General features: G+C 64.1%; 25 protein-coding genes. 13 read left to right on the top strand and 12 right to left on the bottom strand.

The window, feature by feature from the left end:
• Positions 1-21 precede the first annotated feature (21 nt).
• Genes purU through glyA form a run of 6 tightly spaced genes read right to left on the bottom strand, consistent with a single transcriptional unit; the run spans position 22 to position 7452 of the window.
• Positions 22-921: a formyltetrahydrofolate deformylase gene (purU, locus tag ACIPV6_RS07270; RefSeq protein ID WP_400270227.1), complete on the bottom strand. Its 900-nt coding sequence runs from the start codon at positions 919-921 to the stop codon at positions 22-24.
• Positions 921-1559 carry a sarcosine oxidase subunit gamma gene (locus ACIPV6_RS07265; RefSeq protein WP_400270226.1) on the bottom strand — a complete coding sequence of 213 codons (639 nt, stop codon included), beginning with the start codon at positions 1557-1559 and terminating at the stop codon, positions 921-923. Before ACIPV6_RS07265 ends, purU begins: the two co-directional genes overlap by 1 nt.
• Positions 1552-4497, bottom strand: a complete 2946-nt coding sequence (locus tag ACIPV6_RS07260) for a 2Fe-2S iron-sulfur cluster-binding protein (RefSeq protein WP_400270225.1) — start codon at positions 4495-4497, stop codon at positions 1552-1554. The genes ACIPV6_RS07265 and ACIPV6_RS07260 overlap by 8 nt, the downstream gene beginning before the upstream one ends.
• A complete protein-coding gene (locus ACIPV6_RS07255; protein ID WP_400270224.1) occupies positions 4494-4859 on the bottom strand; it encodes a sarcosine oxidase subunit delta in 366 nt (121 codons plus the stop codon). The genes ACIPV6_RS07260 and ACIPV6_RS07255 overlap by 4 nt, the downstream gene beginning before the upstream one ends.
• A gap of 26 nt (positions 4860-4885) precedes the next feature.
• A complete protein-coding gene (locus ACIPV6_RS07250; protein WP_400270223.1) occupies positions 4886-6106 on the bottom strand; it encodes a sarcosine oxidase subunit beta family protein in 1221 nt (406 codons plus the stop codon).
• A complete protein-coding gene (gene glyA, locus ACIPV6_RS07245; RefSeq protein WP_400270222.1) occupies positions 6103-7452 on the bottom strand; it encodes a serine hydroxymethyltransferase in 1350 nt (449 codons plus the stop codon). The genes ACIPV6_RS07250 and glyA overlap by 4 nt, the downstream gene beginning before the upstream one ends.
• 150 nt (positions 7453-7602) lie before the next feature.
• Between glyA and ACIPV6_RS07240 the strand changes: the two genes are divergently transcribed.
• From ACIPV6_RS07240 to ACIPV6_RS07225, 4 genes are all read left to right on the top strand, one after another.
• Positions 7603-8274: a GntR family transcriptional regulator gene (locus ACIPV6_RS07240; protein WP_400270221.1), complete on the top strand. Its 672-nt coding sequence runs from the start codon at positions 7603-7605 to the stop codon at positions 8272-8274.
• Between the two features lie 680 nt (positions 8275-8954).
• Complete coding sequence (locus tag ACIPV6_RS07235; RefSeq protein ID WP_400270220.1) at positions 8955-10301, top strand: MFS transporter; 1347 nt, start codon at positions 8955-8957, stop codon at positions 10299-10301.
• A gap of 31 nt (positions 10302-10332) precedes the next feature.
• The gene (locus tag ACIPV6_RS07230; RefSeq protein WP_400270219.1) at positions 10333-11589 is read left to right on the top strand and encodes an aminopeptidase P family protein; all 1257 of its coding nucleotides are present in this window, start codon (positions 10333-10335) and stop codon (positions 11587-11589) included.
• An 87-nt stretch (positions 11590-11676) separates the two neighbouring features.
• Positions 11677-12492: an IclR family transcriptional regulator gene (locus ACIPV6_RS07225; protein WP_400270218.1), complete on the top strand. Its 816-nt coding sequence runs from the start codon at positions 11677-11679 to the stop codon at positions 12490-12492.
• A gap of 150 nt (positions 12493-12642) precedes the next feature.
• Here ACIPV6_RS07225 and ACIPV6_RS07220 read toward each other — a convergent pair whose 3' ends face one another.
• Positions 12643-13116 carry a DUF4383 domain-containing protein gene (locus ACIPV6_RS07220; protein WP_400270217.1) on the bottom strand — a complete coding sequence of 158 codons (474 nt, stop codon included), beginning with the start codon at positions 13114-13116 and terminating at the stop codon, positions 12643-12645.
• Positions 13117-13271: 155 nt separating this feature from the next.
• On the opposite strand from ACIPV6_RS07220, the gene ACIPV6_RS07215 reads away from it, so the two are divergent.
• From ACIPV6_RS07215 to ACIPV6_RS07205, 3 genes are all read left to right on the top strand, one after another.
• Positions 13272-14243 (top strand): hypothetical protein, encoded by a 972-nt coding sequence (locus ACIPV6_RS07215; protein ID WP_400270216.1) that lies wholly within the window; start codon positions 13272-13274, stop codon positions 14241-14243.
• A gap of 92 nt (positions 14244-14335) precedes the next feature.
• On the top strand, positions 14336-14701 hold the full coding sequence (locus ACIPV6_RS07210) for an ArsR/SmtB family transcription factor (RefSeq protein ID WP_400270215.1): 366 nt from the start codon (positions 14336-14338) through the stop codon (positions 14699-14701).
• 1 nt (position 14702) lies between these two features.
• Positions 14703-15170 (top strand): SRPBCC family protein, encoded by a 468-nt coding sequence (locus ACIPV6_RS07205; RefSeq protein WP_400270214.1) that lies wholly within the window; start codon positions 14703-14705, stop codon positions 15168-15170.
• Here ACIPV6_RS07205 and ACIPV6_RS07200 read toward each other — a convergent pair.
• Positions 15167-15814 (bottom strand): LysE family translocator, encoded by a 648-nt coding sequence (locus tag ACIPV6_RS07200; RefSeq protein WP_400270213.1) that lies wholly within the window; start codon positions 15812-15814, stop codon positions 15167-15169. The genes ACIPV6_RS07205 and ACIPV6_RS07200 overlap by 4 nt on opposite strands.
• A gap of 105 nt (positions 15815-15919) precedes the next feature.
• Here ACIPV6_RS07200 and ACIPV6_RS07195 point away from each other — a divergent pair, with 105 nt between their 5' ends.
• Positions 15920-16375 (top strand): Lrp/AsnC family transcriptional regulator, encoded by a 456-nt coding sequence (locus ACIPV6_RS07195; protein WP_397326323.1) that lies wholly within the window; start codon positions 15920-15922, stop codon positions 16373-16375.
• A 22-nt stretch (positions 16376-16397) separates the two neighbouring features.
• Here ACIPV6_RS07195 and ACIPV6_RS07190 read toward each other — a convergent pair whose 3' ends face one another.
• The 3 genes from ACIPV6_RS07190 to ACIPV6_RS07180 form a co-directional block, all read right to left on the bottom strand.
• Positions 16398-16910: a hypothetical protein gene (locus ACIPV6_RS07190; RefSeq protein WP_400270212.1), complete on the bottom strand. Its 513-nt coding sequence runs from the start codon at positions 16908-16910 to the stop codon at positions 16398-16400.
• A 149-nt stretch (positions 16911-17059) separates the two neighbouring features.
• Complete coding sequence (locus ACIPV6_RS07185) at positions 17060-18544, bottom strand: WXG100 family type VII secretion target (RefSeq protein ID WP_400270211.1); 1485 nt, start codon at positions 18542-18544, stop codon at positions 17060-17062.
• A gap of 97 nt (positions 18545-18641) precedes the next feature.
• Positions 18642-19109, bottom strand: coding sequence for an Lrp/AsnC family transcriptional regulator (locus ACIPV6_RS07180; protein ID WP_400270210.1), 468 nt, complete (start codon positions 19107-19109; stop codon positions 18642-18644).
• A gap of 346 nt (positions 19110-19455) precedes the next feature.
• Between ACIPV6_RS07180 and gluQRS the strand changes: the two genes are divergently transcribed.
• The 5 genes from gluQRS (at position 19456) to ACIPV6_RS07155 (ending at position 23476) form a co-directional block, all read left to right on the top strand.
• Entirely contained in the window at positions 19456-20358 is a 903-nt protein-coding gene (gene gluQRS, locus ACIPV6_RS07175) for a tRNA glutamyl-Q(34) synthetase GluQRS (protein ID WP_400270209.1), read from the top strand.
• A gap of 9 nt (positions 20359-20367) precedes the next feature.
• Entirely contained in the window at positions 20368-21498 is a 1131-nt protein-coding gene (locus tag ACIPV6_RS07170; RefSeq protein WP_400270208.1) for a serine hydrolase domain-containing protein, read from the top strand.
• A gap of 206 nt (positions 21499-21704) precedes the next feature.
• Positions 21705-22091: an SDR family NAD(P)-dependent oxidoreductase gene (locus tag ACIPV6_RS07165; RefSeq protein ID WP_400270207.1), complete on the top strand. Its 387-nt coding sequence runs from the start codon at positions 21705-21707 to the stop codon at positions 22089-22091.
• Positions 22092-22115: 24 nt separating this feature from the next.
• Positions 22116-22679, top strand: coding sequence for an RNA polymerase sigma factor (locus tag ACIPV6_RS07160; protein WP_400270206.1), 564 nt, complete (start codon positions 22116-22118; stop codon positions 22677-22679).
• Positions 22676-23476 (top strand): hypothetical protein, encoded by an 801-nt coding sequence (locus tag ACIPV6_RS07155; RefSeq protein ID WP_400270205.1) that lies wholly within the window; start codon positions 22676-22678, stop codon positions 23474-23476. Before ACIPV6_RS07160 ends, ACIPV6_RS07155 begins: the two co-directional genes overlap by 4 nt.
• Positions 23477-23480: 4 nt before the next feature.
• On the opposite strand, the gene ACIPV6_RS07150 is transcribed toward ACIPV6_RS07155, so the two are convergent.
• Entirely contained in the window at positions 23481-24725 is a 1245-nt protein-coding gene (locus ACIPV6_RS07150; protein WP_400270204.1) for a low temperature requirement protein A, read from the bottom strand.
• Positions 24726-24790 lie beyond the last annotated feature (65 nt).

The raw sequence follows: 24790 nt of genomic DNA, 5'->3' as shown, positions 1-24790 counted from the left end.
AAGCAGGCGGGAAGCAAGGCCTTACTTCAACACGATCGTCCTGTTCCCATTCAGGATGATCCGCCCTTCGCAGTGCCAACGAACGGCGTTGCTCAGTGCCTTGCATTCCGTGTCCCGACCGGCGGCTACGAGATCGTCCGGTCCGAACGTGTGGTCCACCTCCACTACCTGCTGCGAGATGATCGGTCCTTCATCGAGCTCGCCGTTGACGTAATGCGCGGTAGCGCCCACAGTCTTGACGCCTCGTGCATACGCCTGATGGTACGGCTTGGCGCCCTTGAAGCTCGGAAGGAACGAGTGGTGGATGTTGATGGCCCGGCCGTCCAGCTTCCGGGCAAGGTCGTCGCTGAGGACCTGCATGTAGCGGGCCAGCACCACGAGTTCCACGTCGAGTTCGTCGATGATCTCCAGCAGGCGTGCCTCGGCCGCAGGTTTGGTAGCGGCCGTCACCGGGACATGGAAGAACGGGATGCCGTGCCACTCCGCGAGTCCCTGGTGGTCGAGGTGGTTGGACACGACGCCCACCACGTCGATGGGGAGTTCACCGATGCGGGCACGGAACAGCAGGTCGTTGAGGCAGTGGCCGAACTTGGACACCATGATCAGCACTTTGCGCTTGTAACCTTGGCGCTGCAGCTGCCAGTTCATGGAGTACTTCTCGCCCACGGGACCGAAGGAGGCCCGCAAGGCATCCACGGTGGAGTCGTCGCCGTCGGACGCGAAATGCACGCGCATGAAGAAGTGTCCTTCTGCGCGGTCACCGAACTGCTTGTTGTCGATGATGTCGCAGCCGTGTTCCAGCAGGAACCCGGATACCGCGTGCACAATGCCGGGGCCCTCGGGGCAGTCCAGCGTGAGTACGTGTTCCACGGTTGTCCCCGCGCCGGAAGTAACGGCGGTTTCTGATTGAATGGCAGTCACTACGGGACCTCAGGGGATGCGTACTCCCGCATGGAGTCCAGGAGCCAGCGACCCAGGAAGTCGGCGAAGGAGGCGCGGGGGAAAATCCGGAAAGTTTCCTCGCCGGTCTTCCACAGAACCACTGGGATGTGCCCGATTTCCGTGGAAAGGGCGGTGCCTGCCTTGAGGACCCGCGGGTGCAGGTCCAGTGCGCAGCTCTTTTCCAGGACTGCACGGGAACGGCTGCCGGAGAGCTCGAACGTGGTCCGGTTGGCGGACAGATCCACCACCTGGCCGGAGTCGGTGCCCAAGGCGGACGTCAGGTCGCCCACCAGGGATCCACCGAGCGAGTCGTGGGACTCTTCGGGGGCAATGACCAGGAATTCGGTGGGGCCGAGCCACACGGTGCTGATGGCACCGGAGGTGACCACCTCACCGGACGTGGCAGGCAAGCCGCCGGTTACGGACGCAACCCGGGTACCGGCGTCGGACGTCCTGTCCACCCGGATGCCCACCTGGGCCTGGTAGGGGATTTCGTGGAGCGTGACCGTGCCGGGCACGGAACCGGAGACGAAGGCGTCGGCCAGGTGCTGTGCCGGGCTGCGGCGGGCCTCACGAACGCGGGCCACGGTTTCTGCGGGGGTTGCTGTCTCAGCCATCTTTGCGGGTCCCTTCAGCATCGAAAAGTACGGTTTCGCCAACAACCACGTCCACCAGCTGGTCGCCCAGGGAAGCCTGGAGGGTCTCGCCGATGCGGTTGCGGCCGTTTTGGATCAGGGCCAGGCCGAAGGAACGGCCCAAAGCGGCGCTGTGGTAGCTCGAGGTCACAAAGCCTTCCATGGGAACCGGGCCGTTTGCGGGGTTGACCGCAATGCCCTTCTCCACCAGCTGGGTGCCTTCGGGCAGCTTCAGCGAGTGGTCCACGGGAAGGACGCTCACCAGGTGCTTGCGGTCCTCGCGCTTGGAATCCTCGCGAAGGTAGGAGCGCTTGCCGATGAAGTCCTTGGCCTTGGAGACAATCCACTCCATGCCGGCGTCCTGCGGGGTGACCGTGCCGTCGGTGTCCTGCCCAACGATCGGGTAGCCCTTCTCGGCGCGGAGTACGTGCATGGTTTCCGTGCCGTAGGGGGTGATGTTGAACTCGGCACCTGCGGCAGCAACGGCTTCCCAGGTGTTGAGCCCGTACCAGGACGGAACGTTGATTTCGTAGGCCAGTTCACCGGAGAAGGAGATCCGGCAGACGCGGGCCTGCACTCCGGAGGCCAGCGTTGTCTCGCGGAACGTCATGAACGGGAAGTTCTCCGCCTCCAGGCCGCCGTTCTCGGCGAGCTGCGGGGCCACCTTGGCGATCACTGCACGGGACTTGGGACCGACGACGGCGATGGTGCTCCACTGTTCAGTGACAGAGGTGAAGACGACATCGAGTTCCGGCCATTCCGTCTGGTGCCACTCTTCGAGCCAGTCCAGCACCTTGGCTGCGCCGCCGGTGGTGGTGGTCATGAAGTAGGTGTCCTCGTCCAGGCGCAGGGTCACGCCGTCGTCGAAGATCATGCCGTCCAGCGTGCACATGACGCCGTAGCGGGCGGATCCCGGGGCGAGCTTCTTGAACGCGTTGGTGTAGACGCGGTTCAGGAATTCACCGGAGTCCTTGCCACGGATCTCGATCTTGCCGAGGGTGGTGGCGTCCATGAAGCCCACGGAGTCGCGGACTGCGGCGCATTCGCGGAGCACCGCGGTGTCCATGTCCTCGCCGTCCTGCGGGTAGTACCAGGGGCGCTTCCACTGTCCGACGTCTTCGAACAGGGCGCCCTGGGCGACGTGCCACGGGTGGATCGAGGTGACGCGGGCGGGGTCGAAGAGCTCGCCGCGCTGGCGTCCGGCCAGGGCTGCGAAGGCCACCGGGGTGAACGGTGCACGGTACGCGGTAGTGCCGATCTCGCCGATGCCCGGAACTGCGTCCGCGCCGCCGTACTTGAGGGCTGCGGCGATGACGCCGATCGCGTTGACGCCGGAGGTCTTGCCCTGGTCGTTGGCGGTGCTGATGGAGGTGTACCGCTTCACGTGCTCCACGGAGCGCATGCCGGCACCGGTGGAGCGGAGCACGTCGGCCACGGACTGGTCGCGCTGGAAGTCCACGAAGTGGTGGTGCCACTCACCGGGCTCGCCTTCCTGGGCGGGTACCAGCCACAGCTGGCGGGTCGGGGCGCTGGCCACGGGGGCCTGCAGTTCGGACGGAGTGACGGCGGATTCGAAACCGGCGGCGATCGAGGCGGCCGCGCCGGCGGAGATGCCCTCTGCCAGGCAGTCCTGCAGTTCGTAGCTGCCACGGCCTGCGCCAACAACCTGCTGGTTGCGGACCACGCTGGACGGGATGAAACCGGCCAGTTCGTCGTCCCAGCGCAGCTTGCCCTGGCGCTGGCTGTGGAGGTGCACCACAGGGCTCCAGCCACCGGAAACGGCGAGGACATCGGCGGCGATCTGCTCGACGCCCGAGGTGAGTTCGCCGTCGTCGTTGATGCTGCGGACGGTCACGCCGTTCAGGCGACCGGCCTCATCTGCGCTGGTGTCGGCAACGGCGCTGCCGATCAGGACCCGGAGGCCGGATTCGACGGCGGCTGCGGCCTTTTCGCTGATCTGCGGACGGGCGTCCACGACGGCGGCAACCGGCACGCCTGCTGCCTGAAGGTCTGCGGCGAGCAGGTAAGCGGAGTCGTTGGTGGTGCTGATGACAACGCGCTGACCGGCTGCGACGGCGTAGCGGTTGAGGTAAGTGCGCACGGCCGAGGCGAGCATGATGCCCGGGCGGTCGTTGTTCTCGAAGACCAGCGGACGCTCGTGGGCGCCGGGAGCCAGGACCACCTGTGCAGCACGGATGTGCCAAATACGCTGGCGGGAGACACCGGCCGCTGCCGGGACGCCAAGGTGGTCCGTGCGGTTCTGGGCTGCGATGAAGTAGTTGGAATCGTAGGAACCGAAGGCCGTGGTGCGGTGCAGCACCGTGCATTCCTCTGCGGAGACCAGCTCTGCCTCGACGTCGGCAACCCACTCGAGGGCGGGCTTGCCTTCGATGGTCTCGGCGAGGCCCTCAGCGGTGGAACCGGAAAGCAGGGAGCCGCCAAGCTCGGGCTGGTCGTCGATCAGGATGACGCGGGCACCGGTGCGAACGGCTTCGCGGGCCGCTGCGAGGCCCGCAACGCCACCACCGACCACCAGGACATCGGTGTGGACGTATTTCTTGTCGTACTCCGCCTGGTCCTCGGCCGGGTCAAGCTTGCCCAGGCCGGAGAGCAGTTCGATGCTCTGTCCGTCCACCAGGGAAACAGCCGTGGCCGGAAGCATGGATTCGGCGACGTGGCCGGGGAAACGCGGGGCGATCTTGACCAGTGCGTTGGGCTCCTCGACGCCTGCGGCGACGATGCCGCGGGGGCGGTCCTCGTAGAGGGAGTTGCCGGCGTTGACGTGGCCGTTGGCCAGGAGGGCCGAAGCGATGGTGTCGCCCGGGTGGCCAACGAATTCCTGGCCATCCACGGTGAACCGCCAGGTGATGCTGCGGTCGATGCGGCCGCCTGTGGCGAGGCGGGCGTTCTGGCTTGTCACTTCTGGGCTCCTTCCGGGGAGGTGGATGTGGTGGGGGCGCCGGGTGCGAGGCCGGGTGCGCCGGCTTGTCCTGCTGCGTTTTCTACCGCGAGTTCCGGCCGTGGCTGGCCCATCGCGTAGATGGAGTGGATGTCATAGCTCACGGTGTCGCGGAGCATGTTGAACCACTGGCGGCAGCCGGTGCTGTGGACCCAGCGTTCGGCGTAGGTGCCCTTGGTGTTCTCGCGGTAGAACAGGTATTCAGCCCATTCCCGGTCCGTGAGGTCGTTCGGGTTTTCCGGGTAGGGGACGTGTGCCTGTCCGCCGTAGTGGAATTCGGTTTCGTCGCGCGGCCCGCAGTTGGGGCATGAAATGAGGAGCATGTCTTTCCTGTCCTGTCCTGTCCTGGCTAGTGGGCCACGGCTGCGGCGCCGTGTTCGTCGATCAGGGCACCGGTTTCGAAGCGTTCCAGAGCGAACGGCTTGTTGAGCTTGTGCGGTGCACCCGTGGCGATGGTGTGGGCGAAGGTGAGGCCCGCTGCCGGGGTTCCCTTGAAGCCGCCGGTTCCCCAGCCACAGTTGACGAACATGTTCTCCACCGGAGTGACGCCCACAATCGGGGAGGCATCCAGCGTGGTGTCCACGATCCCGCCCCAGGTACGGAGCACGTGGGCCCGGGCGAAGATCGGGAAGAGTTCAACGGCTGCTGCCATCTGCTCTTCGATCACGTGGAAGGAACCGCGCTGGCCGTATCCGTTGTAGGAGTCGACGCCGGCGCCCATCACCAGTTCGCCCTTGTGCGCCTGGGAGACGTACACGTGGACGTGGTTGGACATGACCACCGTGGGGTGCACGGGTTCGTGGAGTTCCGAAACGAGTGCCTGCAGCGGGTGGGACTGGATCGGCAGGCGGAAACCTGCCATCTCGGCCAGCACGGAGCTGTGGCCGGCGGCGCAGAGGCCCACCTTTTCGGTGTTGATGGTGCCGCGCGTGGTCTTGACGCCGGTCACGCGGTCGCCGTCCTTGATGAAGCCGGTGACTTCACAGTTCTGGATGATGTCCACGCCCATTTCGTCGCACTTGCGGGCGAAGGCCCACGCAACGTGGTCGTGCTTGGCGATGCCTGCACGCGGCTGGTACGTGGCGCCCATGACGGGGTAGCGGATGTTGTCGCTCGTGTTCAGGATGGGGCAGAGTTCCTTGACCTGGTCCGGCTCCAGCCACTCGGCGTCCACGCCGTTGAGGCGGTTGGCGCCCACGCGGCGCATGCTCTCGCGGACATCGCCCAGGGTGTGGGCCAGGTTCATCACGCCACGCTGGCTGAACAGGAAGTCGTACTCCAGCTCTTCCGGCAGGATCTCCCAGAGCTTCAAGGCGTGCTCGTAGATCGCGGCGCTCTCGTCCCAGAGGTAGTTGGAACGGATGATCGTGGTGTTGCGGGCCATGTTGCCACCGGCCAGCCAGCCCTTTTCCAGGATGGCGATGTTGGTCATGCCGTGGTTCTTGGCCAGGTAGTAGGCCGTGGCCAGGCCGTGCCCGCCGCCGCCGACGATCACTGCGTCATACGACTTCTTGGGGTCCGGGTTGCGCCAGAGGAAGTCAGGGTGTTCGGGGAGGTGGTCGACACTCACTGGGCTGCTCCAATCATTTCTGCTTCGAGTACGGATCCGGCACCGGTGCCGTTGGTGGAAAGGTGCGGGTACAGGGGGAACTTGTCCGCCAGTGCCGTCACGCGGCTGCGGAGTTCGACGGCGGTCGCCTCGTCCAAGGTGCCGGTGCCCGCCGAGGCGATCAACGCCGTCGCGATGATGTCTGCGACCTCGGTGAATTCCCCGGCGCCGAAGCCGCGGGCGGCGAGTGCCGGGGTGCCGACGCGGAGGCCGGAGGAGACCATCGGCGGGCGGGGGTCGAACGGGACGGCGTTGCGGTTGACCGTGATGCCGATGTGATGCAGTGCGTCTTCGCCCTGCTGGCCGTTCAATTCGGAGTTGCGGAGGTCAACCAGCACAAGGTGGACGTCGGTGCCACCGCTGACCACGGAGATGCCTGCCGCTGCCACGTCTTCCTTGAGGAGGCGCTGGGCGAGGATCTTGGAGCCTTCGAGGACGCGGGATTGGCGCTCCTTGAACTCCGGCTCGGAGGCGAACTTGAAGGCCACGGCCTTGGCTGCGATCACGTGCTCCAGCGGTCCACCCTGCTGGCCCGGGAAGACGGCGGAGTTGACCTTCTTGGCGATGTCGGCGTCGTTGGTCAGGATCACGCCGCCGCGGGGGCCGCCGAGCGTCTTGTGCGTAGTGCTGGTGACGATGTGGGCGTGGGGGACCGGGCTCGGGTGCAAACCTGCTGCGACAAGACCGGCGAAGTGGGCCATATCGACCATCAGGTAGGCGCCCACGGAGTCGGCGATGCGGCGGAATTCTGCGAAGTCCAGCTGGCGGGAGTAGGCGGACCAGCCGGCCACGATCAGCTGCGGCTTGTTCTCCAGTGCCAGGCGCTCAACCTCGGCCATGTCGATCGTGTGGGTGTCCTCGCGGACGCTGTACGGAACCACGTTGTAGAGCTTTCCGGAGAAGTTGATCCGCATGCCGTGGGTCAGGTGGCCGCCGTGTGCCAGGTTCAGGCCCATGATGGTGTCGCCCGGGGTAATCAGTGCGTGCATTGCCGCGGCGTTGGCCTGGGCGCCGGAGTGAGGCTGGACGTTGGCGAATTCGGCTCCGAAGAGTGCCTTCAGGCGGTCGATGGCGAGCTGCTCGATCACATCAACGTGTTCGCAGCCGCCGTAGTAGCGCTTGCCCGGGTAGCCTTCGGCGTACTTGTTGGTGAGCACCGAGCCCTGGGCTTCCATGACGGCCGTAGGGGCGAAGTTCTCCGAAGCGATCATTTCCAGCGTGGACTGCTGGCGAATGAGTTCCTGGGCGATCGCCTGATCAACCTCCGGGTCCGCCTGGGCGAGTGGGCGGATCAGCGGTTCAACCATGGTGTTCTCCTTAGAAGTACTGGTAGTGGCTGACTGTTAGTCAACTGATATATTAGAACTATTGCCATAGTATGTTGGAGGTCACATAGTCGTCAACAGGTCTGAGGCAATTCGTCCATCAGGCTGGAAGGCGACAACGGGGAGAACGCAATGAGCACAGCATTGGAAGCTTTGGAAACAGCTCCGCAGGGTACGTCCCTGGCGGAGAACGCCTACCTGCTCCTGCGCGACAGGCTCATCATGTTGGACATCAAGCCGGGCGACCCCATCAACGACGGCCAGATTGCCACCGAGCTCGGCATCGGCCGCACGCCCGTGCGTGAAGCTATCAAGCGCCTCGAGAGCGACCATCTGGTGGTTTCCTACCCCCGCCGCGGAACCTTCGCCACCGGCGTGGACATTACGCAGCTCGCCGAAGTCTCCGAAATCCGTGAACTGCTCGAACCCCTGGCCTCCCGCAAGGCCGCACGCATGGCCAGCCCGGCGATGCGTGCGGAGCTCCGCGATGTTGCTGCGGCCATCCGGGATCTCGAAGGCCAGGATGCCTCCTCGCAGGAACTGATGCGCTACGACATCCAGGTCCACCGGCTCATCTACAAAGCCTCGGCCAACGCTCACCTTGAGGACGTCCTGATCCGGTACGACAACCTCGCCACCCGCATCTGGTGCCACATGCTGGAGAAGATGCCCTCGGTCTCCGGCCACATCTCCGAGCACGCGGACCTCCTCACCGCCATAGCGGACGGCGACGAAGAGCGCGCCGCAAGCCTGGCCCTGCACCACGTAGTGAGCTTCGAAGAGACGATCCGCAAGGTCCTCTAACCGACCCTCTCTCACCAAACCGCCCTTCCTGGCCGACGCTCTCTCACCAAACCCCCCTTTCTAGCGGACGCTCTCTCACCAAACCGCCCGTTCTCGCGGTTCCTCTCTCACCGTCCCTGGCGGCGGCGCCATCCTCTGCGCGCTCGGTCGTTCCTCCCTCGGACGCGCGCGGCCGGATGCCCCCGCCTACCCGCCCTCTCTCACCGAAGCGCTTGTCCTGACGGTTCCTCTCTCACCGAACCGCCCGTCCTGACGGTTCCTCTCTCACCGAACCGCCCGATTCCGGCGGACGCTCTCTCGCCGGCCGCCCTTTGGCGATCCTGCTCTCGCCTCCTTGGGTGGTTGGCCCCTGACGTACGACGTCGGCACCAGGCCTGGGTGCCGACGTCGAGTGTTCTTCGTGCCGTTGAGAGAGCGTTCGGCGGGCGGGGGTGTTCTGTGAGAGAGCGATTGGCTGAATGGGCGGTTAGGTGAGAGAGCGTCACTTCGCAACTGAGTTGGGTTCAGTGCAATAAGTTCCGTTTGGATGCAATGACGGCACTACTCCTGACCTGCGGGCCTCGAAGTGTCCAGTCCTCAAAGGGTGCCGACAAATAGCCCCTTGACCGTGGCCTCGCTCACACATAATCTGGTGCAACAGCGTTGCGTTGAATGCAACCCAAAATGATTTTGGTGGACACATGAGCAATGAATCCTCTGTGGCAGCCGGGCAAACGACCGCTCCCGGCCCCAAGACCACAACCAACCACACAGTCAGCAAAGACACTCGACGACGAGTGGTCACTGCAAGCTTCATCGGCAACTTCGTCGAATGGTTCGACTACGCCGTCTACGGCTACCTCGCCGGCATCATCTCTACGGTTTTCTTCCCGGAATCCGACCGTCAGACCGCACTGCTGGCCACGTTCGGCGTTTTCGCCATCTCCTTCTTCGTGCGGCCCCTCGGCGGATTCATCTGGGGCCATATCGGAGACAGGCTTGGCCGCAAACAGGCGCTGAGCCTCTCCATCCTGCTGATGTCCGTGGCTACTTTCTGCATCGCCCTCATACCTGGCTACGCCACCATCGGCGTGATGGCACCCATCCTGCTCCTGCTGGTCAGGGTGGTCCAAGGCTTCTCCGCAGCCGGCGAGTATGCCGGGGCATCCGCCTTCCTGGTGGAGTATGCGCCGCCACATCGGCGCGGACTGTATGCCGCCGTCGTGCCTGCCAGTACCGCAGCGGGACTGCTGCTGGGTTCCTTGCTGGCCGCCCTGCTGAGTTCAGCAATGACCCCGGAGCAGCTCAACGAGTGGGGCTGGCGCTTGCCGTTCCTGCTTGCGGCTCCCATGGGCCTCATCGGCAGGTACATCCGGACCAAGCTTGAGGACACGCCGGCGTTCCGCGAGCTCGCAGAGCAGGACCACGCCGTGAAGGCGCCCGCGTTCGCGATGTTCCGGCTCTACAAGAAGCAATTGATCATCGCCACGGGTGCGGTGCTGCTCAACGCCGTCGGTTTCTACGTGATCCTCAGCTACATGCCAACGTACCTGTCGGAGGAGCTGGGCTTCGGCGCCACTGAATCGTTCCTGGCCACGACCATTGCCTTGGCGAGCTACATCGGGTTCATCTTCCTGACCGGCATCGCATCGGACAAGTTCGGCCGGAAGCGGATGCTCCTCACGGCGTCCATACTCTTCGTGGTGCTGACCGTGCCGGCATTCATGCTGCTGGATACCCGGAACTTCCTGGTGATCGTGCTGGTGCAGATCCTTTTGGGCGGCATGCTGACCCTCAACGACGGCACCCTGCCCAGCTTCCTCGCCGAACTGTTCCCCACCAAGGTGCGGTACACCGGATTCGCCGTGAGCTTCAACCTCTCCAACGCCCTGTTCGGCGGCACCGCCCCGTTCATGGCGACCCTCCTGATCGGCATGACGCACAACCAGTTGGCTCCCGGCTGGTACCTCGTAGCCGCCTCCATTGTTTCCCTGATCGCAGTCCTCTTTGCCGCAGAAACTTCCAGGAAGCCCCTGCAGCAGGACTGACAAACAACCACACCCATTGAAAGGAACACCCATGACCATCACCCAGAACGAGGCCATCAATGACGTCGCCAAGCTCGAGCGCCTCAAGGTCCTCAACAACGGCGAGAAAGTCTCCCTGACCTTCTCCGACGCCGAGTTCGAGCGCCGCCTCGCCGGCCTCCGCAGCATCATGGCCGAAAAGGACCTCGACGCCGTGGTCCTCACCAGCTACCACTCGATTAAGTACTACTCCGACTTCCTCTTCACCTACTTCGGCCGTTCCTACGGCATGGTGGTCACCAAGGATGACACGGTCACCATTACGGCAAATATCGACGCCGGCATGCCTTGGCGCCGCAGCTACGGCGAGAACCTCGTCTACACGGACTGGAAGCGTGACAACTACATCCACGCCATCCAGGAAGTGCTGCGCACCCGCGGCATCAAGCCGCGCCGCATCGGCGTCGAGGATGACTCGTTGCCGCTCGAAAACCGCAACAAGATCCAGGCGGCCTTCGCCGACGCCGCGCTGGTTGACGTTGCCCAGGCCGCGATGCGCCAGCGCATGATCAAGTCGGCCGAGGAAATCGAGGTCATCAAGCACGGTGCCCGCATTGGCGACCTCGGCGGCGAAGCCATCCGCAATGCCATCACGGCCGGCATCAGCGAGTACGAGGTTGCCCTGATCGGTACCGAGGCCATGGTCCACGAGATTGCGCGGACCTTTCCGGACTCCGAAATCCGGGACACGTGGGTGTGGTTCCAGTCCGGCATCAACACCGACGGCGCGCACAACTGGGCCACCACCCGGAAGATCCAGGAGCACGACATCCTGTCGCTGAACTGCTTCCCCATGACCAGCGGCTACTACACGGCCCTTGAGCGGACACTCTTCTACGGCGAACCCGATGCCCGATCGCTGGAACTGTGGAACATCAACGTGGAGGTCCACAAGCGTGGCTTGGAGCTCATCAAGCCCGGAGCTGTCTGCAAGGACATCGCCGCCGAGCTGAACGAGATCTACGTCAGCCACGGCCTCCTTGCCAACCGGACCTTCGGCTACGGCCACTCGTTCGGCGTGCTCAGCCACTACTACGGCCGCGAAGCAGGGCTGGAGTTGCGGGAGGACATCGATACCGTGCTGGAACCGGGCATGGTGGTGTCCATGGAGCCAATGATCACGGTGCTGGACGGGGAGCCGGGTGCCGGTGGCTACCGCGAGCACGACATCCTGGTTGTGGGCGAAGACGGCGCGGAGAACATCACCAAGTTCCCGTTCGGACCCGAGTACAACATCATCGGAGCCTAGCGTGACGGGTCGGCGGACATGGTGCACAATGTCCGCCGGCCCCACGCCGCGACCGGCGGACCATCCGCAGCGAAATATAGTGAATCCATGACTCCCACGGAATCCAGCGCGACTCCTGACAGCAGCAACAACAACGGCGAAGGCAAAGGTGCCTCGGTCATCGTCAACGCCGTAGCTGTGCTGAAGAGCTTCAGTGCCGAGGAACCATTGCTGGGCGTCACCGAAATCGCAGGCCGGATTGGCCTCCACAAGAGCACCGTTTCGCGGATGCTGGCCACTTTGGAGCAAGAAGGTTTGGTGGAGCGCGACGTCGATTCGCGCCGGTTCCGCTTGGGGCTGGGGATGATCGCGATGGCGGGCCCCCTCCTGGCGGAACTCGAAGAGCGGCGCGTCGCGTACCCCGTTTTGCGCGAGCTGACCGAACGCACCGGTGAGACCAGCGCCCTCATGGTGTGGAACGGCGTCGAGTCCATGTGCGTGGAACAGATCCCCAGCCGCCACCAGGTCAAACACCTTGCGCCGCTGGGAGCCCGGTACAGCGAGGCACTGAGCTCGTCCGTTCAAGTTTTCCTTGCTGCGGAAGATGCCGAGCGGGTCCGTGGCCTGCTCCGCAGCGGATCGATCACGCTGCCGGGCATGGATGATGCTTCCATCGACGCCTACCTGCAGCGGCTCGGGGAAGCCGGCACTCGGGGTTGGGCCGTCAACTTCGGGGAAACCTCCATCGAAGAAGTCGGTGTTGCCTCGCCCGTCTACGACCACCGGGGCCATATTGTTGCGGCTGTGCTCATTCCGGCACCCAAATTCCGGGTTTCGCAGGACACCCTCAACAGCCTCGGCGAAGCATGCCTCGAAGCAGCCGCCAAGGTCACCACGCGCTTGGGCGGACGCCCGCCGGTCTGAATCGACGTGGAGCGTCGCCGAGATGGCACTTAATGACAATCCCGCGCCGCAACATTGGCATTAAGTGCCATCTCGCGGACAGCAAGGCGGCGGCCGCCCCCGCAAGGGGAGCGGCCGCCGTCGTGGTTAATCAGAAACGTACGCGGATGGCTAAGGTGCCTTGCGCGCCGCCGTCTCGTCCATTGCGTCCCTGCCCAGCCAAACGCCCAAGCCAATCATGGCCACGCCAAGAATGAAGTGCAGCCAGTTGTCAGCGGTGTTGAACGGAACAAAGTTGGCGCCGGTTTCCTGGTTGATGACCAGGCCGTAGATCCACAGGACCAAGTAGACGGCACCGCCACCAAGGAGGAACAGGCGGGCCATGCGGCCCGTCCTCGCCATGGCCAGGCCGGCCGCGCCAAACAGCAAATGGACAATGTTGTGGAGGATGGAAACTTGGAAAACTCCAAGCAGCATGGCGCCGGATTCATGTCCTGCGAAGGTCATGGCGCCGTAATTGGTGGTGATTCCCGGAATGAAACCCAGGACACCGACCAGCAGGAACACAATGCCAACTCCCATGGCTGTGTTGTGAAGCGTTAAACCCATCGCATGGTGGTGTGCTGGGTGCGAAGCGGTGGTCATAAGTCCTCCCTTTCACGCTGTTATCCGGCTCTTCTCATGGAGAACCGGCCCGCGGCAAGGGGTGTCGGAAAACCTTGCCGACGCCGCCATAATACTCCTGAAATGCCCCCGATAGCAGTGGATACGGCCAGTTCAGCGCCCGATAGCATGGGTTCATGACTCACGGTCCCAGCGGTGGATTCGCCTCGATCTTTCATGATTCCCGTGACCTGACCCCGTTCCGGGAGGGGCGTATCCGTACGCCGGTCAAAGGGCTCACGGACGGTTTGGGCGGTGCGGTTTCCGGCGTCCTGGGTGGTCGCGGCGCCGCGCGGCTTTCGGTTGCCGGCGATGTTCCTCGCCTGAAATTCCTCTCCAGCAGGCAGGGCAAGGCCCTGCACGACGCCGTCTTCACATCCACGGAACCGGAGAGGCTGCTGGCCTTGGCCCGCGAGTTTCCGGGCTGGGCCGGGCTTTGCTACGTCATGGCGGGCCTGCTCGTCTACAAGCACGGCGGCCACCTGCGGGCCTCGGAATTGCTGCAGCGCGGCTTGGCAACGAGGATCGACGACGACGCCAGCCAGTTCTCGGCCCAGTACCTTGGGCAGGTGGTCACCCGGGTTGAGGTCGCCGAGCGCGTTGAGGTTCCGGTGCTGTTCAGCGAAGAATCCGTGTTCCTGGCGCTTTCCCACTCGCTGCGGGAAATGGGCATGATGGAGGCCGCCCTGGAAGCCGTGGTTGGTTTGCCGCCGTCGTTGCCTTCCGCCTTGGCGCGGTGCACGGCAGCCCTGGCCCTCGAGCGGCACCGCGATGTGGTGGTTTGGACCAACGGCCTGCTCAATACGGACGACCTGTCCGCCGCGCTGCTGCTGATTCGCGCGCGGGCCCAGCGGGCTCGTGGCGACTTCGATTCGGCGCAGTCGGCACTGAAGGAGGTCCTGCGGCGCAAGAAGACCAGCCTTGCCCTTCGCCAGGATGCGCTGACGGACCGGGCGCTCCTGGCCCTGGACCAAGGCCGGATGTCCCTGACTCCGCGCTCGCGGCGTCCCGCACCGCCTGCGGAGTTGGAGACGCTTGAGGTGATCCGGAAGGACGCCGAGATGCGCCGTTTGTGGGAGAACGATTTCAGGCAGCTCGGCGGCGAATAGGCCCATTGTGGTTAGCGGTGACGAAGCGTAATCTTGTAATCAACCAAATGGTTGATAAAGCATTTGGTTGATTACGAAAGGCAGAACCTCCCATGGATCAGGATGCTCTGGACAAAGCGTTCATGGCGCTGGCTGATCCCGTCCGAAGGGACATCGTTGCCCGGCTTTCCCGGGGCGATGCCACCGTCAACGAACTGGCCGAGCCCTTCGAAATCAGCAAACAGGCAGTTTCCAAACATATCCAGGTCCTGGAGCACGCCGGGTTGGTAACCCGTTCCCGGGACGCCCAACGAAGGCCCGTCCACTTGGACGCAGAGGCCCTCGAGCGGCTGACGGCCTGGATTGACCGCTACAGGCTGATTGCCGAGCAACGCTTCCGGTTGCTCGACGAACTCCTGGCCGACCCCGCCAACAACACTGGCCCCGCAGGGACCGCAGGTAATGGAAAGAAGAACTGACATGAGCAATCCAACCACCATCACCGCCGACAACGGCGTTCCGTTCGTTGACACCATTCGCGAATTCGACGCCCCGCTCAGCGCCGTCTTCAAGGCTCACGTGGACCCGGACCTCCTGGCCAAATGGTTGGGCCCGCGCACTGCCAAGCTGAACGTCACCGAGTACAACGCCACAACCGGTGGGAGTTGGCACTACGAGAGCGGCGATGAGAACGCCATGTTCGGCTTCCGCGGCGTCTTCCACAAAGTGGACCCGGAAGCGCTGATCATCATGACCTTCGAGTTCGACGGCGCCCCGGACCAGGTGGGCATCAGCACCACCACCTTCGAGGAAACCGACGGCCGGACCAGGATTGTGGTCCACGAGGTCTACCCCTCGGTTGAAGCCCGGGACATGGCCCTCGCCACCGGCATGAACTACGGCGTAGTGGAAGGATACGAGCGCTTGGACGAGATGCTCGCTTCCTAGGGGTGCACCTGGCCAAGCAGCGGCACGAGCTGTTCCGACAGCAGTACGGCTCCCAGTCCCACCATGACGATGCCGCTGGTCAGCGTAACCACGCGTGCGGCACCAGGCCGGGATGCCAGCAGCCGCCGCGAGGCCAGGGCAACCACCGTGTACACCAGGCCTGCCAGGGCCACGAAGGTCAAGCCCAGCACCCCCGACTGTACGGGCACGGGCAGCGCCGCGTCCGGGCTGACGAATTGGGGAACCAGCGCCACGAAGAACAGGAGACCTTTGGGGTTAATGCCGCTGGTTCCCATGCCCGTCAGGAAAGTGCGGAGTTGCGTCCGGGAATGCACGACGCCGGCTTCCGCACTGAAGCTCGCGCCTCGCCAGGAGCGGATGGTGCCGACGCCGAGCCACAGCAGGTAGGCGGCTCCGGCGATCGTGAGCCAGCCAAGAAGGCCTGGAACGCCGGCGAGGAGGGCTGCGAGGCCAGCGGCCATCAGCAGGGTATGGACCACGTAGCCGCTGCACAGTCCTGCCACCGCGGGAACGAAACTGCGCTGGCGGAGGCCGGCTGAAATCGAGTACGCCCAGTCGACGCCGGGGGTGCAGGCCAGGCTGACCGATACCAGCAGGAAGGCGACGAAGAGCTGCGGATTCACGGGTTTTCCTTCCGGGGTGTGCGGGTAGGAAAACTCTAGGGAAAATGCGCCGATAAGTGTTCGCTAATTTCGCTCTAAACCGTGGGTGGTCGGTAAGATTCTTGCGTGATCGACGGAATTGACAGAACTATTTTGCGGCACCTCAAAGAGGACGGCCGAATCACTGCCACGGCGCTGGCTTCCAAGGTGGGACTCACGGTGGCTCCGTGTCATCGTCGGCTCCGGGATCTCGAGCAGTCCGGGGTGATCCGTGGGTACCGCGCGGACATCGACCCGGCTGCCGTGGGGCTCGGTTTCGAAGCAATCGTGTTCGTGACCCTGCAGCGCGCGGACCGGGCAACCATGGCAGCCTTCGAGGCCAGGGTGACGGCCAGCAGCAACATCGTTGAGGCCCAACGCCTCTTTGGGTCGCCGGACTATCTGCTCAAAGTCATTGCGGCCGACCTGCCGGCGTATCAGCGCTTCTACGACGACGAACTCGCGGCCCTCCCGGCCGTGGAGCGGCTGACGTCCACGCTGGTGATGAAGAACCTGAAGACCAACATCGGCCCACCGGTCTAGGGTCTTGTTATCAAAGCAAGCGTCAGGCGCCGGGGCTCACGTGCACGATGATGACCTGGGTGTCCTTGGAGCCGTCGAACCGGATGTCGTAGTTCACGCTGAGTCCCGTGCTGGTGCCGGAGGTCAGCGAGTAGTCACTTGTCCCGGACGCGTCCTGGCCTGCGGAAGTGATCCAGCGTTCGGCGTCAGCGGAGTCGATGCCGTACTTTTCCACGCCCTCCCTGATCTGGGCGAAGAGGTCCTCGGGGGAGTCTGCGGTGAGGAAGAATGTCACCTCACTGAAGTCCGGGCGGGCGTCAGTGGTCTTGAACCGGATCCGGTCCGTTTGGCCGGTGACTTCTCCGCTGGGTCCAACGATGCTGAGCTGGATCTTTCCGGAACCCTGGGTGTTGATCTCCGGGCCGTAGCTGGTGTCGTCCACCCTGACAGCAGACTTCTGGAGTGAGCCGCTGCTCATGTCCAGGCGTGCCCGGCCATCGGCTTTGATCTGTTCGACGCCGGATGCATCCAGAGTGGAGAATTCCGAGGTGATCACTGTGCTCCCTTGGGATGGTGTGGATGAAGACGAAGTGGCCGCGGGCGTAGGGGTTATCCGGCATCCGCTCGCAGTAAGGGCTGCCAGGCCAATGGCGAGAAAGGCGGTGACCCTCCGCCCCCACGCGCCTGCACTGCGTTGGGTAAGGCTCATTGGTGCACCTCGGCGTCGAAGCCGTCGAGGAACCGGTTCATGATTCCGGGAATGTTGTTGGTGGGCCGGTACTGCTCAACGCGCTGGTTGAAGTCCGAGCCCACAATATCCCGGGCCTCTTGGGGATCGTTGGCCAGGAGATCCTGGTACGCGGGCAAGGTGTCCTGCTTGATGAGGGCCCAGCGCGAATCAGCATCGGCGATGTTCCCGTCCGGGAATCCCGTGGTGAAATCCGTCCTGAACTGCGTTGGGTTGTCCCAGTTGGTGAACGGGATGTTCTCCGGTCCGGGGCTCTCCACGCTGAACTTGTAAGGGAAGACTTCGGGGTAGCTCTTGGCGCCGGGAATGGAGGGTTCGCCAGCCAGGGTAACCATATATGTGACGGCTTCGCCGCCCGGGTGGTTCTGCATATTGGTGTAATCGTCCGCGATGATTTCGTTTTGCTCGCGGTAGAGCAGCGCCGTGTTGCCTTCCTTGATCTGCGCAGGATCACCGGAATCGATCTGGGCCCAGGCTTCGGCGGTGCCCGGATCAATGGCGCCGGAGTCCCGCAGCCTGTTGATCTCGTCGATTCCACCGTTCATGTAGGCCTGGTGCTGCCGTGCCTGGTCGAGGAAGATCTCCTTGTTCATGTCCAGCATGGAGGTCTCGTAGAACTTGATCTCGTCGTCGGTCATGTTGGCCAGTTGCTCGATCTGGTCGAGCACGGGGATGGGAACGTCCGAGGCGGGATTGTCCGCGATCTGCCGTGCAAGGTCACGCAGCATGGCCATGTCGCGGAAACCGCCCGCGAAAGACGGCCCGATCATGTTGGCCATCCCGGCCCACTGCAGATCCGGGTTGGACAGGAAGGCCTGGCCGTAGAAGTCGTAGACCTTCTTGATGGTTTCCCAGTTGTACTCGGTGCCCTTGCTGGTATCCCACGTGGACGGATCAATGCCCATTTCCCGCATGGCCTGCTGGTTCCAGTAGTCACTGAGGAATTGCGCGTACTCCGGGGACTTCTTTTCGATCAGCCCGGAGTCGGCAGCTGCATCCATCGCAGCCTTGGCTTCCTCCGGGTGCTCAAGCGCCCATTGCTTGAATTCGTCACTGCGCAGGTAGGCCGCGCGTTCGTCCGGCGTCATGCCGTTGAGAAGGTCCGTGAGGTCCTGGGCCGTTCCGCCCGCGGGGGCGCTCCCGCCGCCCGCACCGCCGGGTCCGGCGCCAGACGCGCCGCTCGCCGTCTCTTGTTCCTGGGCGTTCTTGCGCAGGCTCTGGGATGCGGACTCAATTCCTGATGCCGCGTGCTGCAAGGCCTTGAGATGTGAGCCGGTCCAGTCATGGCGGAACCTGTCGGCGTCGGCTCCACGCCAAGGACTGTTGGAGATGGAGCCGCTGAGCTGTTGGCCCAACAGCGTCAACCGGTCTGCGCTGCGTGCAAGGTCCTGGGCCAGTTGCCGCAACTGAGCGACGTCCGCGCCGTAGAAATTGCCCGCCATGCTTCCCCCAAATGATGTGGTCGAATGCAACCATCCTAGGTGTGCCCGGCAGGCCCGCCCATGGGGAGTCCTGCCCTATGTGCACAAAAGGACGTGCCTAGTCCGCACTTTCCCTCAACAGCCCCGTGGTCCGGTAGGGGATGACCTCGCGGAGGAACATGCTGGTGGATGTCCTGACGATGCCCGGGCAGAGCCTGATCTCCTCGGAAACGCGGTAGAGGTCATCCGGGCTTTTCGCCACCACGCGAATGATGAGGTCCGTGTCGCCGGCGGGCGCATGGCACTCCAGGACTTCCGGGATTTCCCTGAGCGCGGCGATGGCCTCGTTGAGGTGGCTTTGGTCCAGTTCGGCACTGACGGCAGCAGCCACGCCGCGTCCCAGCGCCGTGGGCAGGACGCGGCTGCTGTTGGCCCGCAGGGCGCCGGATGCGGTCATACGTTCCAATCTGGACTGGACAGTTCCGCGCGCGAGGTGAAGCTTCTGCGCCAGGACCATGATGGGAACCCGGGGATCCTCGTCCAGCGCGGTGATGATCCGACGGTCGGTGGCGTCAAGTTCCTGCAATGTGACTACTTCCTGCCGATGATTCGTGCCCAGACTGGTCAGATCGACCAATTGAGATCGAGTCTGTTGCACCAACTGTATGCCCGCTGCTGAAATAGTGGCAACGAAGCAGGGCAAGGCCACCGCCGGAACCTGCGGGCACCGGACTCTTGGAACACCTCCCGAGCGTCCGCCACGACTTCCCGCAAGGAAGCAGCCGCTGATTGACTCTTGTTCACGCATTGTCATTCCGCACTCGCCCGCCCAGCGGGCAGCACAGTAAGAGCCCCTGAGCCACCGGATCGTTGCGGTAGCTGAGGGGCTCTTGTGTTCCCTCGGCACATTGACTGCCGCATAGGCTTGGGCCATGACTTCCGCAGGACGCTTTGCTCCCAGCCCGTCGGGCGAACTCCACGTTGGCAACCTGCGGACAGCCATCCTCGCCTGGCTCTTCGCCCGGTCCACCGGGAGGAACTTCCTGCTTCGCGTCGAGGACCTGGACCGCGAACGGTCCGGCGCGGAGGCGGAGCAGCTCCGCGATCTGCAGGCTGTGGGCGTGACGTGGGACGCCGCCGTCGTTCGCCAGACGGAGCGGACCCAGCTCTACTCGGCAGCGATTGCCAGCCTTACGGCTGAGGGCCGCACCTACGAGTGTTTCTGCACTCGTCGCGAGATCCAGGAGGCGCCATCCGCTCCGCACGCACCGCAGGGCGCGTACCCGGGGACGTGCCGGCGTTTGTCCGAGGCCGAACGGGAAATCCGCCGGGCGTCCCGGCCGGCATCCATCCGGTTACGCGCCGACGTCGGTGAGTGGGCTGTGGAGGACCAGTTGCACGGGAGCTATTCGGGCGTGGTGGACGACTTTGTACTGCGCAGGAATGACGGCGTCACCGCCTACAACCTGGCAGTGGTGGTGGACGATGCCGCGCAGGGAATCGACCAGGTGGTGCGCGGCGATGACCTCCTGCCCTCCACTCCCCGGCAGGCGTACCTGGCGACGCTGTTGGGCTTGCCGGTCCCGGAATATGCGCACGTTCCCTTGGTGGTTAATCACGACGGCGCGCGGCTGGCAAAGCGCGACGGAGCCGTAACGCTGGGCGACCTTGCCGCCGTCGGAATTCCCGCCGGCACCGTGCGGGACATCATTCTCCAGTCGCTGGGATTGCCCGTCGGGAGCCTGGAAACCGCCTTGGCGGCGTTCCATCCGGCAGGGCTGCCGCGGGATCCCTGGGTGTGGATAACTCCCAAGGCGGGGACACCGTCCGGCTAGGCTGGCTTGATGCATTCATCGGTGATCGCCCCAGGTTTCGAATCCGTCGCAGCCCTCTTCGAGAGCTTCCTTGAACAAGACCCTGCATACTCTGCGCAAGTGGCGGCCTACCATCGCGGCGTCAAAGTCCTGGACCTGAGCGGCGGTCCGCATATCCGCGCCGATTCGGTGACGGGCGTTTTCTCCTGCTCGAAGGGGATGGGCGGGCTGGTCATCGCCTTGCTGGTTCAAGACGGTGTCCTGGATCTCGACGCGGAGGTGGTCAAGTACTGGCCCGAGTTCGGGGTCGAAGGCAAAGCGTCCATTACCGTGGCGCAACTGCTGTCGCACCAAGCGGGACTGCTGGGCGTTGACGGTGGGCTGACCCTCGAGGAGGTCAATAACTCGGAGGTGGCCGCCGCCAAGCTCGCGAAGCTTCCACCGCTTTGGAAGCCGGGGGCCGCTTTCGGCTACCACGCGCTGACCATTGGCATCTTCATGGAGGAGTTGTGCCGCCGCATCACGGGTTCGACGCTCCAGCAGGTTTTTGAACAACGCATCAGGTCCGTGGCCGACGCACATTTCTACCTCGGGTTGCCGGCAGAGGAAGAGCCGCGGTTTGCGCCGTTCCGATGGGCTGCCGATCCCTCGTGGCCATGGGTTGACCCTGCCAGCCACTTTGGGCTGACAACGAACGCAACCGTGGGCGACATCCTTGACCTGCCCAATATTCCGGAGGTCAGGGCCGCGGGCTTGTGTTCGGCAGCGGGAGTTGCCAGTGCTGACGGGATGGCGCGGATCTACGCGCTGGCCCTGACGGGGTTGGCCGAGACTTCAGCGGATGGCGGACAGGCTGCCGTCGGACCTCTGCTGACGGAAGAGACCATCCGTGTTGTCTCCGCCGAACAGGTCTTTGGCATCGACCGCGTGTTCGGCGAAACCGGCTGCTTTGCCACGGCGTTCATGAAGGCGCACAGTCGGATGCCGTTTGGCAGCTACCGGGCCTTCGGACACGATGGCGCGAGTGCCTCCTTGGGGTACGCGGACCCGGTTTACGAGCTGGGCTTTGGATACGTGCCGCAGCAAGCCGAACCCGGGGGAGTTGGTTGCCGGAACCTGCGGCTCAGTTCCGCGGTGCGGCAGGCCATCGCGGAGCTCTAGTTTCCTGGGCTGTGCGGTCCGCAACAGTCCCCACGGCGCCGCAGTTCTGCGGTGTCATCCTTGGGCCGCGCGAGCTCCTGCAGCCTGGGCTGCGGGAAGTCCGGCGGCCATGCCTGGCGCGTTCCAGGAGTGCTTCGCGCAGTTTGCCGGGTGGACATCACGCGCGCCTTCCCCCCGGACTGCTGGCGTCCGGAAGGGGAGCCTTGGTGAATGTTGCCAGCACGGCGGCGTTCCAGCCGATCCCGCGCAAGGCCGTTTACGGCGCAACCAAGGCGTTTGTCCTGAGTTTCACGGAGGCCGTGGCCCACGAGACCAAGGACTCGGACCTCCGGGTCCTGGCTCTGTGCCCTGGGGCCACCCGTACGGAGTTTTTCGACGTCCTGGGCAGTGAATCCGCCACCGTCGGCGTCATGCAGACGTCCGAACAAGTGGTCGAGACCGCGCTGAAGGCCCTTGGTGGCAAGCGCTCACGGTTGCCATCGCCGCCCGCGCTGTGCAGGACTGACAGCGTTGCGGGGCCCGCTCTACGCCCCAAGAGGGCCTCGAAGCACGCAAAGCGGGCCACGCAGCGCGAACCCATGCGACACACTTGAACGCATGGGGGACATGTACAGGGTATGAGCCACATTTCGAAGTCGGACCATGAGAGCAGCTTTCGCCTGCTCTATGAGTCCCTGTACGAGGACCTGCACAAGTTTGTCCAGCGCAGGGCCCACCCGGATCATGCTGACGACGTTGTTGCCGAGACGTTCCTGGCAGTGTGGCGGAGGTTTCAGGACGTCCCCACTGGACATGGTGACGCGAGGGCATGGATTTTTGGAGTGGCCCGCAACATCCTGCTCAATACCCTGCGCGGAGACCAACGCCGCCAAACCCTTGGAGTCCGCTTGGCAGTAGCAGCTGCCGTGCAATCGCCGGGCGAAAGCATGGATGTCGTTTTGAACAGGGTTGACCTGAGCCGGGCATGGAATTCCTTATCGGCCGTGCATCAGGAAGCCCTGGGTCTTGCCGTCTTCGAGGAACTCAATGCAACACAGGCCGGAGTGGTTCTGGGTATTTCCCCCGTGGCCTTTCGGCTCAGGCTGGGCCGGGCACGCCGGGCACTTCGACTGTTGATGAACCACTCGCCCGCGGTTGCCGCGGAATTCACTTCCGAGCTGATGAGGACCAAAACGCCATGAGCCCGCGCCAAGACACAGACACTTTGCTGCAATCCCTGGACCCCGCGAACGCAGGCCGAATCGATGCCCACCGGTCCAGCTCGGATCTGGTGCGCATCCTTTCCACGGATCCCTCGAAAGCCCACGTCCAGTCCAGTCCAAAGAAACGGACCTATCGGCGTCTGGCCCTTCTCGGCGGGGCCGTGGCTGTGGTGACGGCCGGTCTGCTGGTTCTTCCGGGCCTGACGGGAGGGGACCAAGCGTTTGCCACCTGGACGGCCGTGCCCTCCGGCATGAGTGCCAAGGAACGCCATGACGTGGCCGAGGAGTGCAGGGCGTCCAACAAGGACGTGGGCGGAGGGATGTACGGGAATGACCTCGCGACGGCCAAGGTAGCCATTTCCGAACGCCGAGGGGCCTGGACAACGGTTGTTCTTGCCGGTCAGGGCGGATTCTCAGCCCTATGCATCACCGACGATTCCTTCCACCTCTTTGGCAAGTCGCGGATAGGCGCCATTGGCGGTCCGGCCAATACCGCTCCCCTCGGGCCTCGGGACCTGCGCTCCATGGCATTGGGCACGGGAACCATGGGCGCAGGAGACATTTCCCTGGCGGCAGGCGAGGCGGGTTCCGCCGTCGTCGGAATGACCTACCAGAGCAAAACCCACGGTGACGTGGCTGCCACCGTGTCCCTGGGGCGTTTCGCGTTGTGGTTGCCCGGGGAGGAACTGCGGAACGCCTCGTCCGAGGGCATGGATGTTCTGGTGACGTACGACGACGGTACGACCGGGGTGCGGACGCTTTCCTTTGAGGAATGAACGGTCAGCCCGCTGCCGCCTCCAGGCGCCGCAGCGCTGCTGCGCGGCCCCTGTGGCCCAAGCGTTCGTCGAGGGCGATGGAGATCCCCAGGGCGGCGACCATGACCAGCATGCACACCGGTACGGAGGCTCCGGCTGCGGCCAGTGCGATGCTTCCGGCAAGGACCGCTGCCACCATGGCAGTGCTCCACAGCACGTGCTTGTCCACGCCCAGCATGGCGGTATAGAGGGTGGTCAGCGAGACCTTGAAGATTGCCACGGGAACAGCGATCCAGGCCACCGCCGCCGCCGCGCTGATGTGGGCCTCGTGGTCGATGAAATAGGCCGCAACGTGGAGCCCTGCGCCGGTTGCCGCAATCGACGCGAAGACGATCATGTGGCCATAGCCGAAGAGGAACGAGCGGTGGCGCTGGAGGTGGAGTGACTTGCCGGAGGGAAGGATGAAGTAGATCCACCACATCCCGAAGGCCAAGCCCGTTCCACCGATCCCCACCACGGCTGCCTCCAGGGACCAGCCGTGCAAGGCAACGATCGCGCGGAGGGTTTCAATGGCACCGATCAGGCATTCGCCCAGGGCAATGATCGCCAACAAACCGTAGCGCTCGGCAATGTGGTGGGCGTGCCAAGGGGTACGCATCTTCCGCTCTGCGAGCCCGGGGACGGACATTTCCAGGATGAACAGCGGTGCGGCAAGAAGGAAGGTGGTGAGGACGTCCGTCTCGATGACCAGCGCGGCCACCCAACCAAGCTGCACCAAGGCCAAGTACTTCGCGTAGCGGAGGCACGTCTCGCGGCGTTCCGGGTCCTGCTTGGCCGCCCGCAACCACTGGAACACCAAGGCCAGGCGCATCACGATGTAGCCGATGAGGATGGCCACGTTGTTCACGTGGTCGCCCTCCAGCAGCGAATGGAACATGGGCTCGATGCCCATCGCCAGGATCAGGACGCCGATCATCTGGACCATGGTGACTACGCGGAACACCCAGTCGTCGGTGTCGTAGGCGCTGGCGAACCACGTGAAGTTCACCCACGCCCAGATCACGGCGAACATGGCATAGCAGAAACCGAGGAGGCCTGCCCCGAAGTGTGCTTCGGCCACGTTGTGTGCCAACTGGTTGGCGGCGACGCTGAACGCGATGACGAAGGTCAGGTCGAAGAACAGTTCAAGGGGCGTGGCGGTGCGGTGCTTTTCATGCGGATCGCGTCCGCCCATGCGCGCCAAGGCATGGCGAAGGGGATTCGTGGACATAGCTCAAAGATTACCGCCGGAGAACTGGCGTGCGCCGGGGTCGCGGAAATGCGTCGAGATCCCCC

The organism is Paenarthrobacter sp. NPDC089988 (assembly GCF_044748465.1).
Taxonomy (GTDB): domain Bacteria; phylum Actinomycetota; class Actinomycetes; order Actinomycetales; family Micrococcaceae; genus Arthrobacter.
Note: the sequence above shows the minus strand (reverse complement) of the source record. Positions and strands in the feature narration are given on the sequence as shown.

Bases quoted from the DNA above. Each gene is read 5' to 3' on its own strand.
- ACIPV6_RS07255 (WP_400270224.1), bottom strand. From the start codon at position 4,859: ATGCTCCTCATTTCATGCCCCAACTGCGGGCCGCGCGACGAAACCGAA.
- ACIPV6_RS07170 (WP_400270208.1), top strand. From the start codon at position 20,368: ATGCATTCATCGGTGATCGCCCCAGGTTTCGAATCCGTCGCAGCCCTC.
- ACIPV6_RS07160 (WP_400270206.1), top strand. From the start codon at position 22,116: ATGAGCCACATTTCGAAGTCGGACCATGAGAGCAGCTTTCGCCTGCTC.
- ACIPV6_RS07265 (WP_400270226.1), bottom strand. From the start codon at position 1,559: ATGGCTGAGACAGCAACCCCCGCAGAAACCGTGGCCCGCGTTCGTGAG.
- ACIPV6_RS07235 (WP_400270220.1), top strand. From the start codon at position 8,955: ATGAGCAATGAATCCTCTGTGGCAGCCGGGCAAACGACCGCTCCCGGC.
- ACIPV6_RS07215 (WP_400270216.1), top strand. From the start codon at position 13,272: ATGACTCACGGTCCCAGCGGTGGATTCGCCTCGATCTTTCATGATTCC.
- ACIPV6_RS07155 (WP_400270205.1), top strand. From the start codon at position 22,676: ATGAGCCCGCGCCAAGACACAGACACTTTGCTGCAATCCCTGGACCCC.
- ACIPV6_RS07220 (WP_400270217.1), bottom strand. From the start codon at position 13,116: ATGACCACCGCTTCGCACCCAGCACACCACCATGCGATGGGTTTAACG.
- ACIPV6_RS07210 (WP_400270215.1), top strand. From the start codon at position 14,336: ATGGATCAGGATGCTCTGGACAAAGCGTTCATGGCGCTGGCTGATCCC.
- glyA (WP_400270222.1), bottom strand. From the start codon at position 7,452: ATGGTTGAACCGCTGATCCGCCCACTCGCCCAGGCGGACCCGGAGGTT.
- ACIPV6_RS07150 (WP_400270204.1), bottom strand. From the start codon at position 24,725: ATGTCCACGAATCCCCTTCGCCATGCCTTGGCGCGCATGGGCGGACGC.
- ACIPV6_RS07205 (WP_400270214.1), top strand. From the start codon at position 14,703: ATGAGCAATCCAACCACCATCACCGCCGACAACGGCGTTCCGTTCGTT.
- ACIPV6_RS07225 (WP_400270218.1), top strand. From the start codon at position 11,677: ATGACTCCCACGGAATCCAGCGCGACTCCTGACAGCAGCAACAACAAC.
- ACIPV6_RS07240 (WP_400270221.1), top strand. From the start codon at position 7,603: ATGAGCACAGCATTGGAAGCTTTGGAAACAGCTCCGCAGGGTACGTCC.
- ACIPV6_RS07185 (WP_400270211.1), bottom strand. From the start codon at position 18,544: ATGGCGGGCAATTTCTACGGCGCGGACGTCGCTCAGTTGCGGCAACTG.
- gluQRS (WP_400270209.1), top strand. From the start codon at position 19,456: ATGACTTCCGCAGGACGCTTTGCTCCCAGCCCGTCGGGCGAACTCCAC.
- ACIPV6_RS07230 (WP_400270219.1), top strand. From the start codon at position 10,333: ATGACCATCACCCAGAACGAGGCCATCAATGACGTCGCCAAGCTCGAG.